Source organism: Skermanella stibiiresistens SB22 (assembly GCF_000576635.1).
In the GTDB taxonomy this organism is placed as follows: Bacteria; Pseudomonadota; Alphaproteobacteria; order Azospirillales; family Azospirillaceae; genus Skermanella; species Skermanella stibiiresistens.
The window spans coordinates 1-14,798 of the sequence record NZ_AVFL01000023.1; the positions used below are offsets into that span (position 1 = coordinate 1).

Sequence of the window (14,798 nt, forward strand, 5' to 3'; positions counted from 1 at the left end):
TGAGGAATTTTCAATGCCCTCAAGTGGGGATTATTGAGTGCCCGATAACAGTGTCGACATGGCTGTTGATCCGCGTCTCCGAGAAAGCGACACGACAAGGGGCGTACGCGCGCACGGGGGGCGCCGTCGCTCGATCCCAAGTCAGGGAGCGGGCCGGTGTTCGGGCTTGACGCCGAACTCCAACTCTCAGGACGGGAGCGTGACCGTGGCGCCGCGGAACTCCGCGACGCCCCACGGTTCGCCCGTCGCCGCGAGGGTCGAAACCCCCACGGCGACGGTCACCAAAAATCGGCGCGCGAAGGCGCCGGGCGGTGTGCTATTGGTGGCGGTAGCCATTGATACATTTTCCTTAACACGGGCTATCAGTGGTCAGGTCGGGCGGGGAAGTTGCAAGCTCCTCGTTCGACCGCCCCGCGGGTGCGTGGGCTGCGGCGACTCTGATTGGGTTACCCCGGAATGTCAAGGATGGGACAGGGGGCGCCTGGCTCTTCGGCGCGATGGCAACCGGGAACTGCCACGTGACTGATGGCTGTTTCATATCAGGTTTTCTCTTCCCTACTATGCGGCACCAACTCCGTTGCCGCCCACTTCGCGTCGGTGGTGGAATGGACGTTGAATGCTTGAGACAGTCATCGCGAGCCGCTGCGACTGGAAGGCGGTCGTTGGACTTACAACACCATATCGGATCGCCGCCACCACTAAGAGCGCCTAACATAACCTTCGTTCACGCAATAAAATCAACTGCTTAGATGTTGGCGGCTAGGGTTATGATAGGTCCTCTAAGCCGAGCGATGATGTTGAAATGCTTGTGAAGCCGAGCGCAGGATGTGATGGTGGTGTCGCAGCCTTGGTAGACGGTGTCGTTGAATTTATCCCCGTGATGAGATGAAGGTGTGATGCACACCTATACTCATACCGTGCTTCGTTATATTCATGAGAAGATTAGTGTAGAATTCGTGAATATGAAGGTGGCGCTACACGCTGCTGATTACCAGTTCCTCGGAGCCAAGTGTGGGCATATCTTGGCCGTATCTCGAAGGCATTCCCTCGCGTAGACGGAGAAGTCTTGTCGCCCACGCTGCTTGCAGCAAAAAGCGAAATTGGGAAACGTGCCGGGCGGATCGGCAGCAAGTTTCTATTCGATCTGACAGCTTCTGTAGAGCATTTGATCATAGAGAAGCCTATTTATCAAAATTTATCAACGATGAATATATACATTCATCGTATCCCGAAAATTCTTCAGCCGCAAATGAATGTGGGAATATACAGATGGATAACTTTCGACCAATATTCCACTTTCCCGCTTAGTGGGTAGCCATAGCTCACTTCTAATTCTATGTCGAGGATAGCGGCTCTGAAGTATTTTCTCGTAGACAAACTGCTTTCTCAGATCTTTCTCAAAAACCCAGGTTTCAGCTTTCGAGTCGAGCATCTGATGTTCGTTCACATATTTGATGTCAATGATAGTGAGAGCAGGCACAAGCGCGTGACGGGCTGCCGCCCAATCAACTCTGTGCTTTTCAATTATATCGAAGAAATCTTTTGCTAGAATCCTCAACGACTGGTCTGTATATTCTCGAAATATGCATTTTTCTAAGAACTCACTTCTACCTGCGTTTTTCTCAAGCCATTTTGGAAAATCTAAACTACCCTTAGTTCCATCGAGAACATATTGTACAGACAAGCTGTTCAGCCGTATAAGTACTTTAAAGAGATATATTCGATCATTCTGAGGCATGTTGTCAATTTCATCATCATCCAAAGTAATATGAGACACAATATCATCTGGGAATGGATATCTTAAGTTAATAGCAATATATTTTTGACCATACCGATCTTTGTCATCGATTACCACTGCCAAGCCTTTTTCTACCAGAGAGTTAGACGAATGTGAAGAGTGAAAATCTCCCTTCTGGTGGTCTAACGATGCCAGTTTAACTTTCATGCTCACGCCTGAGATGGGCAGACTTAATGTATAAGTTGCCTTATATCCAAAATCATCCCAAGCATTTGTCTTTAAGCGGATATTTAGCAGAGCGGTGCTTTCTACTACGGCGTCTGGGCGAAGATTAATCCATTTTTCTTCATTAGAGCCACGGATGGAGAAACAAAGGTCGGTACTATGTCCAAAATTAATAAAGGAAGTATCAACACACAAGAGATGATTTATGCTCGTAGTCTCTACGAGTTCTGTGAGGCACATGCTCTCCCAAACAGCCCAAAAGTTCGAAAACCCCCATATTACCCCGTCTGGTTCAACAGATTGCTCATTCGAAGCATACAAAAAAGCATAGATGGCGTCAAATACATCATGATAAAGATTGTCTTTATAGTTTGTAGTACAATCAATTCTTTCCAACTCATCTCGGAGTGTATCCCTTACTAGTTCGAAATAGTCCTGATCAAACATCATGCCATGGGCTATTCCCAACTGCTCATGACACGCTTCTGCCAGCACACTCATTTCAGGATGGATCATTTCACGCTGATCCATTTCTGATATAAGTTCGACAAGTACAAAAGCGTACAACCGGAAAATAGGTCCAGGCCAATATAGAATTTCGTTTCTCAATTCACAACTTTCTTGGAATATGGCTGTGCCGTCCGAAAGAAAGGTAGCCTGGTCTAAGCTGCGGAGACACCATTCATTGAATGCATCACTCGATTTCCCAAGATTCCTTATGATAGAACTTTCTTGCACTAGCTCATGTATATTTAATACTGCTTCAAGTTGAACAAATCGCGCATATCCAGGTATTGGGATAGCGGTCTGCGCCATTTTTCTGTTTGTTTCTTCACTAGACTGATAAGTTCCATCTCGCGAGTTCGATAGTATTTTATTAATAGAATCTTCAGAATATTGGTTATTTTGCAAAAGGTTTGCAAACTTCCTCAATAAACAAAACATTTCGAAAAACGCTTTTTTTTGCTTTCGAAGCTTCCGATATCAGTTTCGCCACTATATCCCTTTGGAAGATGTAGTGTAAGTTTTCCGTTGAACTTCTGGAGGCCAACAAATGAATTAGTAGCATCTACGTTGATTTGCAGTTTGTCAAAGGCGATCATGGTACAGTTAACTCTCATAGATTGAGTTAGAAGGGAATTTTAGATTCAAGCCCGTGAGACTCCTCCAAACGGTTTTGGAATTTTCCAAATCCGTCAGAGAAATCGCCAAATGTAAAGAGTCTAGTGTCTTTTCCTAAAAATTCGCTCAATGGCTGTTTAGATCGTGAGAAGACTGAGTCCCAGAGATGAAATAGAATTTTCTCCCTTACGTTTTCAGCGTCAAGTACTTTATCGCGCGTCGGCTTTATAAACCAGTATCCTATAGTCTTGTCCTCAACTCTTCTCACTTTGTCGGCACAGGAAATAATAAATGAATTGACGGCATCCACGAAGTTGATCCAGTCGTATGACAAACGCTCGTATTCGAAATGACTTTCCATATGAGCACTCGTTTCGCTCAACTGGTTTCTAATATACTGCCAGTTCCATCTACGTTTAAATGCACTATCCAAGTAAAAGATTGACTCGTCTGATGTATTCATTGTTCCAATTATCGAAAGATTAGGTGGGAGTACAATTCTTCTTTCTCTAAGCATTTCGCTCAATTCTACCATAGCGGCTTCGTTCTTGGGTTTGATGAAACTGAATCCAGTAATTTGGCCAGACCTTGTATTTTCTTCAAACCCCACCTTACGAGCTAGTGCCAAGATTTCCATGTCCGACATCGATACAGCGTAATTGGACCAACCGTTAAGGTTACGATCAAGTAACTGAAAAACCTTTCCAAAGATCGCTGGCGCATTTCCACGGTTAATTTCATCAATGATAAGGGCAACAGGTTCGGGAACTTCTTGGGATATAAGTAGATAGTACGCTCTTGCCAGGGCACGAAAAAAGTCACCAATATAATAATTGTAGGCAACACCGCCATCTGGACGTGAAAGTGGAAGCAATTTACCAACGAAATCGCCATAGCTGTATTCAGGATGAAAAACAGTTCTCACGACATTCTGCTGCCAATCACAGTCTAGCAGGAGCCTCTCGCCAACATGATGGCTTTTTCCTGTTCCTGGCGGGCCAAAAAGTATTTTCTGGATAGGTTGAAGTGGAGAGCCATCTGGGGCTAAAATTTCGTAATCCATTATGTTCACATCTATCAGCCAGCGAGCCTAGTACGGTTCGATCAACTATTTTACCCTAACCTATGACTTTTGGCAAAGGACAATCGGGCGTTTCTGATTCGATAGGAGGCAAATAGGCATTGACGGCGATCAACTTTGGAATGTCATTATAGCTGCGTACCACATCTTCCTTTAGATTCATTCAGCTTGAGATTGATAAGAGCCACAGTAAATGTCCCTCAATATCGCGCCAAGGTAGTGGACCCACGCTTTGCGGCGCCAAGTCGTTTCTCACCGCCCCAATTCGAGGACGTTGTCCGATCCGGCGTGCTGCGCTCACGACTACGTTCCGTTAAGCCGTGCCGGCGGAGGGGTTGTCCTTGGCGATCTGACAGACCGCCACGAGTAGGTCGCGACATAGAACCGGGGACAGACCCAATACCGTTCACTTAAGTCGGCCGAAAGCCAGATATTGGGTATTTTTCCGCTTGGTGCCCACAATATCTTGTTCTCTTTTGCGTTAAGTGAACGGTATTGGGGACAGACCACCATTAATGCGATATCCTAGATGCGCTGGACGTCGTCATGCGTGGAAGATTTCCACGCCTTCCGCTTCGACTGAGGCACGAACCGCATCACGCAGGCATTCGTCCGCGACCACATCCGCCTCTCGTCCAATGATGTCGGTCAGGAGGTTCCTCCAGCCGGCCAGACGCAGACCGCTGACGGTCACGGAGGGCAGGGGAGTGACCATGATGTCGACATCGCTGTCCCTGGTATCCTCTCCTCGAACGACCGACCCGAAGACGACGACCCGCCCAATGCCCGCCTTCCGCAGCCTCGACTTGTTCTCGCGGAGCGATTCGGCGACCGCGTACAGGGTTGGCCTGGATGCGCCGTCGATTTGATCGATCACCCGTGCCATGCAATCCTCCGCCACCCGCGATGAACATGCTCCTGATCCCCGCGAAGGACAAGCCGTCGTCGATCGGAAGCCGCAGCAAGCCATGGTTCCAGCGGGCAAGAACCCAGCAGGAACCGGGGCAGGCATCAGCCTTCCAGCAGCCTTGCGTGCCACCCTCCGCCAGTTTAATTTGGCACTGGAGGCCACCATGCATCGCGAGATCGTCAACGACCGGCTGAAGCTGATGTATCACCGCTTGGTCGTGCGGCGGCTGGCGCGCGACTCCAGCTTGATCGACGACGCGCGTAAGGTCGTGGCGCGCTGGCGGGAGGAAGAGGAACGCAGGACCTTCGTTGGCGAATGGGACTCGCTCCTGTCTCAGCCCTCCGACCGCATTTGCCGGCTCATCTCGTCCCGCTCACAGGATGCCGCCCGTCTTCGGCTCAGTTCACCTTTTCCACATGTCGAGCGTCTACGTATCGCCGATGAGGCCACACGGAGGCGCATGTGGCGGAAGGCACGGATGTCCGCACGGTAGCGGACTCGACCGCGCCGTCCGGGCGCTGTGCGAGTACTTCAAGACCGATACGACGATCATCATCGGCAGTCAGGCAATTCTGGTCGGCTGGCCCGATGCTCCGGTGGTCATGCGGACTTCGGTCGAGATCGACGCCTACCCGGTCAATGCCAGGGAGTGGGAGGCGGCGAACCCCGACGCGGAAGCGTCGGAGGAAATCAGCGTGTTGTTTGGCTACCTCTCGGATTTCCACACCGCGCATGGCTTTTACATCGATGGCGTGGATGAGACGACGGCATGCCTGCCTCCTGATTGGCGGGAACGCGCGGTCAGCAGGACGGTCCACAGCCACGGGCGCATGGTGACCGCCGTGGCACCGGCGACGAATGACTTGATCGTTTCCAAACTCCATCCGTTACGAGAGAAGGACAGAAGCTTCATCCTCGCCTGTCATCAAGCGAGGCCGCTCGATATCGATTTGATCAGGCGGCTGTTTGTCGAAACTGCTCCCAACGACCAAGCTCAAGCGGCCGCGACGGCGTTTCTCGATACGCTGAAGTGAGAGGAAGAAAAAGCGTCGAAGCATAGTTCCGCCGCTCAGGCTGTGCGGGCTTCCAGCCCGCGGGATCCTCCAAAGTGCGGACTCCGTGCCCTCAAAGGTCCCGCAGCAGTTCCGGCAACTCGCGGGCACCGTGGAGGACTCGGAGGATCAGTGCCGGCTCAGACCGCGCATCATAAACGATGACATAGGGAAAGCCGCTCACAGGTAGAAACCTCACGTTTTGCGGCGCCAAGTCGTTTCTCACCGTCCCAATTCGAGGATGCTGTCCAATCCGGTGAGCGGCGCCCACAACCGTGTCCCGCAACGCCGTGGCTGCGGATGGATTGTCCTTGGCGATCCAACGGACCGCCGCGAGTAGATCGCGCCGTGCCCAGGGAGCCAACACCGCCGTGGGTGGTGTCACTTGGACGCCGCGATGATCTCGTCCATTTCCAGGGCGACGGCGTCGATATCATGGGTGCCTTCGCGGTCGGCCTCGCCTCGGACATCATCGAGCATCGATATGAACCCGGCGCGGCGTTCCTCGCTCTCCTGTAAAAGCCGCAGCCCCGACCGGACGACTTCGCTGACGTTGTTGTACCGTCCGCTTTCGACACAGCTCCGGGCGAACTTCTCAAGTTCGGCCGTCAGGCTCACATTGGTGGACACGCGCGACTCCTATGCCAAGCTTTGACATAGGCTACCGGACCGCACCGGGATTGGCAATCGAGCGCGCCGATCACCTCCCCAAGCTCCCCCATGGCCACCCCCAACTTCCACCCCCTCACGCATCCGCCAGCCCCAGCAACTCCGCCCGGACCAAGCCCAGCGCCCGGTCCGCCTCCTTATCACGCCGCTGGATCAGTCCCAGCCGGCGCGGGATCGGCGGGGAGAGCGGGCGCGTCATCATGCCCTCGGGCATCGGGCGGCGCATGACGGACTCGAACGGCAGGATGGAGGCTCCCAGGCCGGCCGCCACGATGGACTTGATCGCCTCGATCATGTCCAACTCCATGGCCGGGCGCGGCGGCGCGCCGGCGCCGGTCAGCCACTCGCGCACCATCCGGCCCGTGGTGGCCTTGGCGTATTCCAGGATCAGCGGCTGCCCCATCATGTATTCGGCGGTCACCATGTCCGGAACACCCTCGTAGCTGGTCGGCAGGACCGCCTGCATCGGATCGCTCCTGATATAGGTCACGTCGAAAACCCGCTCATCCACCGGCAGGGTCACGGCGCCGATGTCAATCTCGTTCCGTAACATGCTCTCCACGATCGACTGGGTCGTTCCCACGGTGATCTCCAGTTCGATGTTGGGATGCGCGTCCCGCAGCCGCCGCAGGATGGGCGTGAAGAAATAGGCCAGGTACGTGGCGCCGGTGCCGATCCGCACCCGGCCAAGCCAACCCTCCCGATGCCGCCGCATCGCGGCCAGGGCCAAACCGGCGTCACGGGCCAGGACGCGGGCGTGTTCGACCAACTCGGCGCCGGCATGGGTGGCGAAAGCCCGCTTGCCCAGCCGCTCGACCAGTTGGACGCCGACACGCGCCTCCAACTCCCGGATCTGCTGACTGACCGCCGGCTGGCTGAGGTTGAGCCGCCGGGCCGCCGCGGAAAAGCTGCCGCCCTCCAGCACCTCGACCAAGGTCGCGAGTTGATCGAGGCTGAGGTTCCGCATCTCAAACCTTTCCTTATGGTTTCGATCCAAAGATGCAATTTGCGCTAATGGTTGGCCGGAAGCAATCTTTAGGGCGCACCGCTTGAACAACACCGCGCGTCACCGCGCATTCGGGGGACCCGACCATGAAGCACTCAACGGCCTTACGGCACTCCAGCACGACCGGAAGCCTCGGCCAAACCATCCTCAATTCGGCGGCCGGCGCCTGGTTGGCACTTCTCGAACATCGGCGGATCCGGCGCGACTATCGTTACCTGATGGACGCCGACGACACCCTGCTCCGCGACATCGGCGTCACGCGCGACGACATCCGGAAAGCCTCGATGGGCACCGCGCCAAGCGGCGCCCACCGCTGATCCCCACGCCGCGAACGACGATGCCATGCCTCCCCGCTTGACGATCATCCAAAGCCTGCCCGACGCGCCGGCGTCGATGCCGCTGATCGACGCCCTGTCCGCCGAACTCCTGCGCCGGTTCGGCCACGACGGCCGCCACTCCTTCGCCGACTGGAACCCGCGGGACCAGCGCTCCGTCTTCCTGCTGGCGCTGGACGGGACCGAGGCCGTGGGCTGCGGCGCCATCCGCCCCATTCCTGGCGAGCCGGATGTCGCCGAGGTCAAGCGCATGTACGCCAGCAAGGCCCGGCGCGGCATCGGCTCGGTGGTGCTGGAGGCGCTGGAAGGGGAGGCGCGCCGCCTTGGCTTCTCCCGGATCTGGCTGGAGACGATGGCCATCAACACCGAGGCGGTCGCGTTCTACACCCGCCACGGATACCGCGGACGCGACAACTACGGGCGCTATGTCGGCATGGACGACCGCGTGTGTTTTGAAAAGTGGTTGTGAGGGAATGTTCGACGGAGGTCCTCCGGAAACGCCACGGCGGCGAAGCGATTCCGGGAACCCTTGGCCGTGTGGATCATACCACCACGGCCAACTTGACGGGGTGGGCGGGACTCAGTAGGTGGCGCGGCCACCGGACGCGTCGAACACGCTGCCGGTGGTGAACGAGCACTCGTCGCTGGCGATCCAGCAGACCAGCGATGTGATCTCCTCGACCAAGCCGAAGCGGCCCATCGGGATCTTCGACAGCATGAAGTCGATGTGCTGCTGCGTCATCTGATCGAAGATCGCGGTCTTGACGGCGGCGGGGGTCACGGCGTTGACGGTGATGTTCGTCTTGGCCAATTCCTTGCCCAGCGACTTGGTCAGCCCGATCACCGCCGCCTTGGACGTGCTGTAGGCCGACGCGTTGGGGTTGCCCTCCTTGCCGGCGACCGAAGCGATGTTGACGATGCGGCCGTAGCCGCCCGACATCATGTGCGGCACCACGGCGCGGTTGCAGTGGAAGATGCCGTTGACGTTGATGTCCATCACCTGACGCCAGCTGTCGACCGGGTAGTCCCACAGCGTCGTGTTGGGTCCGGTGATGCCGGCGCAGGCGACCAGCACGTCGATGCCCCCCAGCTTCGCGACCGTCTCGCTGGCCGCGCGTTCGACTGTGTCCCAGTCCGCCACGTTGACTTGGACGCCCATGGCCTTGTCGCCCAGCTCGGCGGTGGCCTTGGCGATGCTGTCGGGGTTGACGTCCCACAGGCAGACCGACGCTCCTTCCGCCACCAGCCGGCTGGCGACGCCAAAGCCGATGCCGGACGCGCCGCCGGTGATCACGGCGCGACGGCCCTTGTAACGGTTCTCGTAGATCATCTTTCCCCCACAGGTTCTTGGTTCGGTGGTTCTTGATTTTGGTCGATGGCGCGGTACGCGATTACGTCCGTACTCGATGGGCAATTGGTAGAAGCTACCGCGTGGCAACTCAAGGAGATTGCCGGCTGGTTGAATCCGACAGCTGATTTGACCTGAATCAAAGCCCTACAGTTCTTGTGGCCGTAGCGTTTCCCCATCGCTTGGTGATGGGTGGAAAAATGGAAACGCTGCTTTTCGTCGTCCTCGGAATGCTGGTCCTGGGTTCGGGGTTGGCGCTGTCCGGTCTGGTGCTGACCGGCGTCATCGCGACCGCGCGGACGCTGCTCAAGACCGTGACGAACGCGCGCGGCAAGGCGCTTCCCGCCGGCTGAGCGGTACTGGACCCGGATCAACCCAATGACGGTAGGGTGACGATATGTCGACAGGTGAGATTTTGTATCTCGTGATGGTGGTGGGTGCCTTCGCCAGCTTCAGCGTGTCGGTCTATTACGCGATGAGCGTGACCAAGGAACTTGGCGCCAAGCACTGAGCGTAAGCGTGAACTTGGCCGGCAACCATCCGGTTCCCGCGGCGTTCGGAAATGGTATGTTCCGACACGTCGATAGGGAGGGATCGCGCCGATGCCCAAGGAAATTTTGTGTGCCTTCGGGGTGGATGTGGACGCAGTCGCGGGGTGGCTTGGCTCCTATGGGGGTGAGGACTCCCCGGACGACATCTCGCGCGGCTTGTTCGCGGGCGAGGTCGGGGCGCCTCGCCTGCTGAAGCTGTTCGACCGCTTCGGCATCAAGACGACGTGGTTCGTGCCCGGCCACTCGATCGAGACGTTCCCCGAGCAGATGAAGGCCGTGGCCGAGGCGGGCCACGAGATCGGCATCCACGGCTATAGCCACGAGAACCCGATCGCGATGACGCGCGAGCAGGAGGAGAGGGTTCTCGACAAGTCGATCGAGCTGGTCACCCAGCTTTCCGGGCGTCGGCCGACCGGCTATGTGGCGCCGTGGTGGGAGTTCAGCACCGTCACCAACGAGCTGTTGCTGGAGCGGGGCATCAAGTACGACCACAGCCTGATGCACAACGACTTCCATCCCTATTACGTGCGGGTCGGCGACAGCTGGACCAAGATCGATTACTCGCAGGACCCGGACGACTGGATGAAGCCGCTGGTGCGCGGTCAGGAAACCGACCTGATCGAGATCCCGGCGAACTGGTACCTCGACGACCTGCCGCCGATGATGTTCATCAAGAAGGCGCCGAACAGCCATGGCTTCGTCAATCCGCGCCATCTGGAGGAGATGTGGCGGGATCAGTTCGACTGGGTCTACCGGGAGAACGATCACGCCGTCTTCACCATGACCATCCACCCCGATGTCTCCGGCCGGCCGCAGGTCCTGATGATGCTGGAACGGCTCTACGCCCACATCATCCGGCATCCGGGCGTGCGCTTCTGCACCTTCGACGAGATCGCCGACGACTTCGCCCGGCGCTCGCCCCGGAAGAAGTGACGGCGGGCCGATCGAGGGAGACAGAAGATGTGCGGGTTATGCGGGGTTCTGGGCGGCGGACCCCATTGGACCGACGGCGCCACCGGAGTGGATGATCCAAGCGCCCGGCGGCGCGAGCGGCTGGGACGGGTCGCCACCGTCAACCGGGTGCTGGCGCATTACGCGCTGAGGTCCGACGACTGGCAGGGCAGCGCCTATCTGCTATCCAACAGGACGGGGAAAACCGAGATCGTCGACAACCTGACCCACTTGTGGCAGGCGGCGGAGCGGATGATCGGGCGGGGTTGCGACCCGCTCGACCCGGCCTTGATCGAGCGGCTGGGAATGGATCGGTTGGGGAGGGGCGGGTGAGCCGGCTTCCCGTCAATGTCCTGACGGGGTTCCTGGGGAGCGGGAAGACGACCCTGCTCCAACGGATGCTGGCCTCTGAGGATCTGGCCGACACCGCCGTGCTGGTCAACGAGTTCGGCGAGGTCGGGCTGGATCATCACCTGCTGCGCCGGGTCGAGGGCGACATCGTCCTGCTGAAGAGCGGCTGCGTCTGCTGCACGATCCGCGAGGACCTGGGCTCCGCGATCCGGGACCTGTACTCGATGCGGAGCCGGGGTGTCGTGCCGCCGTTCCAACGGCTGGCGATCGAGACCACGGGGCTGGCCGATCCGGTGCCAATCCTGTCGACCGTCATGGGCGAGCCGGTGATCCGGCATCACTTCCGGCTGGGCAACGTCGTCGTCACGATCGATGCGGTCAATGGCGGGTTCCACCTGGACCGCCAGCCGGAATCCGTCCGCCAGATCGCCGTCGCCGACCGCATCGTGCTGACCAAGACCGACATCGCGGAGCCCCACGAGGTCGAGCGGCTGGTCGGGCGGGTGCGGGCAATCAACCACGCGGCGCCCATCGACTTGGCGGGCGATCCGAACCTGGACATCGGCGGTCTGCTGTCCTCCGACCCCTACGACGTGGGTTCCCGGGGCCAGGTGGTGGCGGATTGGCTGCGGCTGGCGGGGGAGGAGCGGGAACATCACCATGACCATTCCCACGGTCATGACCGCAACAGGCACGACGCGGCGATCCAAACCTTCAGCGTGACGCTGGACGAGCCGCTGGATTGGACCGCGTTCGGCATCTGGTTCAGCATGATGCTGAACCGGCATGGCGACGACCTGCTGCGGGTCAAGGGCATCCTGAACCTGAGGGGCGGCGACGCTCCCGTGGTGATCAACGGGGTGCAGCACGTCATCCACCCGCCGATCCACCTGGACGCCTGGCCGGATGGGGACCGGAGATCGCGGATCGTCTTCATCGTGCGCGGGCTGGAGCGGGAGCGGATCGAGGCGTCCCTGCGGGCTTTTCTGGGGCTGTCCGCGCTTTAGGCGTCGCTCGTGTCGCTTGGCGTCATGTCCATGACGGATTCTGTCAAGCGGCGTGCCGTGGCTGGCTCACACTGACGCTCACAGGAACAGCGAGCGGCACGGTGCGCCATGGCCCATTCAACCGAGATCAACCGACGCGTCATCATCACCTGCGCCGTCACCGGCGCTGGCGACACCGTCGACAAGCATCCCGCCATCCCCGTGACACCGAAGCAGATCGCGGCGGCGGCGCTGGAGGCGGCCTCGGCCGGCGCGGCTGTCGCCCATATCCACGTGCGCGATCCGGATACCGGCAAGGCGAGCCGCGATCCCGCCCTGTACCGCGAGGTGATGGACCGCATCCGCGACAGCGGCGGCGATGTCATCGTCAACCTGACGGCGGGCATGGGCGGCGACCTGTATATCGGTCCCGACCACGCGCCTTTGGGCTTTGGCGACGGCACCGATCTGGTCGGGGCGGAGGACAGGGCGGTCCACATCGCCGACCTGCTGCCGGAGATCTGCACGCTGGACTGCGGCTCGCTGAACTTCGGCGATGGGTCGCTGGTCTATGTCTCGACGCCGGACATCCTGCGCCGGCAAGCCGCGATCATCCAACGGTTGGGCGTCAAGCCGGAGCTGGAGATCTTCGACACCGGTAATCTGTGGTTCGCCAAACAGCTGCTGGACGAAGGTCTGCTGGAAGCGCCACCGCTGTTCCAATTCTGTCTCGGCATTCCGTGGGGAATGCCGCCGGAGCCGCGCCTGATGCTGGCGCTACGCGACATGCTGCCGCCGGGCGCCGTTTGGGCGGGCTTCGGCATCGGCAGGATGCAGATGCCGATGGTGGCCCAGGCGGTCCTGCTGGGTGGCAACGTCAGGGTCGGACTGGAGGACAACCTGTACCTGGACCGGGGCGTTCCCGCCAGCAACGGAAGTCTGGTGGAGCGCGCGGTGACCATCATCGAGGCGCTAGGTTCCAAGGTGGCGACACCGGACGAGGCGCGGGAAACACTTGGGTTGAGGCGGCGGGCATGAGCACCGACAGGATCATAAAGACGCTTGGGCTGGTCGGCGGCGGCGTGATTGGCAGCGGCTGGGCGGCGCGGGCGCTGGCCCAGGGGTTGGACGTGGTGGCCTACGACCCCGCTCCCGCCGGCGAGGCGACGCTGGTCGCGGCGGTGGAGAACGCCTGGCCGGCGCTGGAGCGGATGGGATTGGCCGAGGGAGCCAGCCGGGACCGCCTGCGCTTCGTCAGGTCGGTGGCCGAGGTCGCCGCCGCGGCCGATTTCATCCAGGAGAACGCGCCGGAGCGCGAGGAGTTGAAGCGCGGGTTGCTGGCCGAGATCGACGCCGGCTGTGGGCCGGACGTGATCATCGCGTCGAGCTCGTCGGGGCTGCTGCCGTCGCGCATCCAGTCGGAGTGCCGGCACCCGGAGCGGGTCGTGATCGGCCACCCCTTCAACCCGGTCTACCTGCTGCCACTGGTCGAGGTCGTTCCCGGCGAGCGCACGGCGGCGGAGACGGTGGAGCGGGCGGCGGCATTCTATCGCTCGATCGGGATGCGGCCGCTGCGGATGCGGAAGGAGATCGAGGGTTACCTGTCCGACCGGCTCCAGGAGGCCTTGTGGCGCGAGGCGCTCCACCTGGTCAACGAGGGGATCGCCACCACCGAGGACATCGACGACGCCATCGTCTATGGGCCGGGCCTGCGCTACGCCTTCATGGGCACCTGCCTGACCTTCCACCTGGCGGGCGGCGCAGGGGGAATGGCCCACATGCTGGACCAGTTCGGCCCGGCCTTGAAGCTGCCCTGGACCAAGCTGGTGGCCCCCGAGCTGACCCGCGAACTGCGCGACCGCATGGTCGAGGGCACGGCGGCGCAGGCCGACGGACGCTCGGTCGCGGAGCTGGAGCGCTGGCGCGACGACTGCCTGATCAGGCTGATCGAGGCGCTGGCCCCCGTGCGGCACGAGCGGCCGGCATGATGATGGCTACAGGCGCGCTTCACTCGCACCGGGCCCGGATCATCGCGGACTGGGTCGATTACAACGGACATCTGAGCGAGGCCTACTACGTCCTGATCTTCGGCCACGCGACCGACGCCCTGCTCGACGCGATCGGCATGGACGACGCGTTCCGCCGCCGGACCGGCCGATCGGTCTACACGGTGGACGCCCGCGTCCTCTACCTCGCCGAGGTCGCCGAGGGCGAGGAGGTCGAGATCCGCAGCTGGGTCACCGCCGCGGATCGGAAGCGGATGCTGGTCCAGCACGCGATGTATCTGGCCGGATCCGATCAGCCGGTGGCTCGGACCGAATTGGTCCTGCTGTCGGTCGGCCCGCCTGGACCGAAGGCGATGCCGTTCGACGCCGGCGTTCTCGACAGTGTCTTACGGCTCGTCAGGTCGTCCGGAGCGGACTTCCCGGCGATGCCGCCACGATGGGTTCCATCCAACCAGTCATAATCTCAA

General features: G+C 59.4%; 19 protein-coding genes. 11 read left to right on the forward strand and 8 right to left on the reverse strand.

What is annotated here, in order from left to right:
- Positions 1-186: 186 nt before the first annotated feature.
- From N825_RS39130 to N825_RS39855, 4 genes are all read right to left on the reverse strand, one after another.
- Positions 187-336, reverse strand: a complete 150-nt coding sequence (locus tag N825_RS39130; protein ID WP_157619526.1) for a hypothetical protein — start codon at positions 334-336, stop codon at positions 187-189.
- Positions 337-1,198: 862 nt separating this feature from the next.
- Complete coding sequence (locus tag N825_RS39135; RefSeq protein ID WP_211098411.1) at positions 1,199-2,779, reverse strand: hypothetical protein; 1,581 nt, start codon at positions 2,777-2,779, stop codon at positions 1,199-1,201.
- A gap of 313 nt (positions 2,780-3,092) precedes the next feature.
- A complete protein-coding gene (locus tag N825_RS38090) occupies positions 3,093-4,148 on the reverse strand; it encodes an AAA family ATPase (protein WP_157619528.1) in 1,056 nt (351 codons plus the stop codon).
- Between the two features lie 562 nt (positions 4,149-4,710).
- Positions 4,711-5,052, reverse strand: coding sequence for a nucleotidyltransferase family protein (locus tag N825_RS39855; RefSeq protein WP_051513007.1), 342 nt, complete (start codon positions 5,050-5,052; stop codon positions 4,711-4,713).
- Here N825_RS39855 and N825_RS39860 point away from each other — a divergent pair.
- Both N825_RS39860 and N825_RS39865 read left to right on the forward strand, forming a co-directional pair.
- Entirely contained in the window at positions 5,051-5,569 is a 519-nt protein-coding gene (locus N825_RS39860; RefSeq protein ID WP_198038890.1) for a hypothetical protein, read from the forward strand. The two genes, N825_RS39855 and N825_RS39860, sit on opposite strands and share 2 nt — an antisense overlap.
- Complete coding sequence (locus tag N825_RS39865) at positions 5,517-6,110, forward strand: DUF6036 family nucleotidyltransferase (RefSeq protein WP_198038891.1); 594 nt, start codon at positions 5,517-5,519, stop codon at positions 6,108-6,110. Before N825_RS39860 ends, N825_RS39865 begins: the two co-directional genes overlap by 53 nt.
- Positions 6,111-6,201: 91 nt before the next feature.
- Here N825_RS39865 and N825_RS38100 read toward each other — a convergent pair whose 3' ends face one another.
- The 3 genes from N825_RS38100 to N825_RS25090 form a co-directional block, all read right to left on the reverse strand.
- On the reverse strand, positions 6,202-6,513 hold the full coding sequence (locus tag N825_RS38100; RefSeq protein ID WP_084165054.1) for a type II toxin-antitoxin system RelE/ParE family toxin: 312 nt from the start codon (positions 6,511-6,513) through the stop codon (positions 6,202-6,204).
- The gene (locus N825_RS25085) at positions 6,510-6,758 is read right to left on the reverse strand and encodes a type II toxin-antitoxin system ParD family antitoxin (RefSeq protein ID WP_037458212.1); all 249 of its coding nucleotides are present in this window, start codon (positions 6,756-6,758) and stop codon (positions 6,510-6,512) included. The genes N825_RS38100 and N825_RS25085 overlap by 4 nt, the downstream gene beginning before the upstream one ends.
- A gap of 115 nt (positions 6,759-6,873) precedes the next feature.
- Positions 6,874-7,764, reverse strand: coding sequence for a LysR family transcriptional regulator (locus N825_RS25090; RefSeq protein ID WP_037458214.1), 891 nt, complete (start codon positions 7,762-7,764; stop codon positions 6,874-6,876).
- Positions 7,765-7,889: 125 nt separating this feature from the next.
- Here N825_RS25090 and N825_RS25095 point away from each other — a divergent pair, with 125 nt between their 5' ends.
- Positions 7,890-8,120 (forward strand): DUF1127 domain-containing protein, encoded by a 231-nt coding sequence (locus tag N825_RS25095; protein ID WP_037458216.1) that lies wholly within the window; start codon positions 7,890-7,892, stop codon positions 8,118-8,120.
- Positions 8,121-8,145: 25 nt separating this feature from the next.
- Positions 8,146-8,607 carry a GNAT family N-acetyltransferase gene (locus N825_RS25100; protein ID WP_051513010.1) on the forward strand — a complete coding sequence of 154 codons (462 nt, stop codon included), beginning with the start codon at positions 8,146-8,148 and terminating at the stop codon, positions 8,605-8,607.
- A gap of 111 nt (positions 8,608-8,718) precedes the next feature.
- Here N825_RS25100 and N825_RS25105 read toward each other — a convergent pair whose 3' ends face one another.
- Entirely contained in the window at positions 8,719-9,468 is a 750-nt protein-coding gene (locus tag N825_RS25105) for an SDR family NAD(P)-dependent oxidoreductase (RefSeq protein WP_037458219.1), read from the reverse strand.
- A 218-nt stretch (positions 9,469-9,686) separates the two neighbouring features.
- Between N825_RS25105 and N825_RS39140 the strand changes: the two genes are divergently transcribed.
- The 7 genes from N825_RS39140 (at position 9,687) to N825_RS25135 (ending at position 14,792) form a co-directional block, all read left to right on the forward strand.
- Positions 9,687-9,839 carry a hypothetical protein gene (locus N825_RS39140; RefSeq protein WP_157619529.1) on the forward strand — a complete coding sequence of 51 codons (153 nt, stop codon included), beginning with the start codon at positions 9,687-9,689 and terminating at the stop codon, positions 9,837-9,839.
- Between the two features lie 249 nt (positions 9,840-10,088).
- Positions 10,089-10,970, forward strand: a complete 882-nt coding sequence (locus tag N825_RS25110) for a polysaccharide deacetylase family protein (protein ID WP_037458222.1) — start codon at positions 10,089-10,091, stop codon at positions 10,968-10,970.
- 27 nt (positions 10,971-10,997) lie between these two features.
- The gene (locus tag N825_RS25115) at positions 10,998-11,321 is read left to right on the forward strand and encodes a hypothetical protein (protein WP_037458225.1); all 324 of its coding nucleotides are present in this window, start codon (positions 10,998-11,000) and stop codon (positions 11,319-11,321) included.
- Positions 11,318-12,346 carry a CobW family GTP-binding protein gene (locus N825_RS25120; protein ID WP_037458226.1) on the forward strand — a complete coding sequence of 343 codons (1,029 nt, stop codon included), beginning with the start codon at positions 11,318-11,320 and terminating at the stop codon, positions 12,344-12,346. Before N825_RS25115 ends, N825_RS25120 begins: the two co-directional genes overlap by 4 nt.
- Before the next feature lie 108 nt (positions 12,347-12,454).
- Positions 12,455-13,363 carry a 3-dehydrocarnitine:acetyl-CoA trimethylamine transferase CdhC gene (gene cdhC / locus N825_RS25125; protein WP_245613228.1) on the forward strand — a complete coding sequence of 303 codons (909 nt, stop codon included), beginning with the start codon at positions 12,455-12,457 and terminating at the stop codon, positions 13,361-13,363.
- Positions 13,360-14,313 carry an L-carnitine dehydrogenase gene (locus N825_RS25130; protein WP_037458229.1) on the forward strand — a complete coding sequence of 318 codons (954 nt, stop codon included), beginning with the start codon at positions 13,360-13,362 and terminating at the stop codon, positions 14,311-14,313. The genes cdhC and N825_RS25130 overlap by 4 nt, the downstream gene beginning before the upstream one ends.
- Positions 14,310-14,792: a thioesterase family protein gene (locus N825_RS25135; protein ID WP_051513012.1), complete on the forward strand. Its 483-nt coding sequence runs from the start codon at positions 14,310-14,312 to the stop codon at positions 14,790-14,792. The genes N825_RS25130 and N825_RS25135 overlap by 4 nt, the downstream gene beginning before the upstream one ends.
- Positions 14,793-14,798 lie beyond the last annotated feature (6 nt).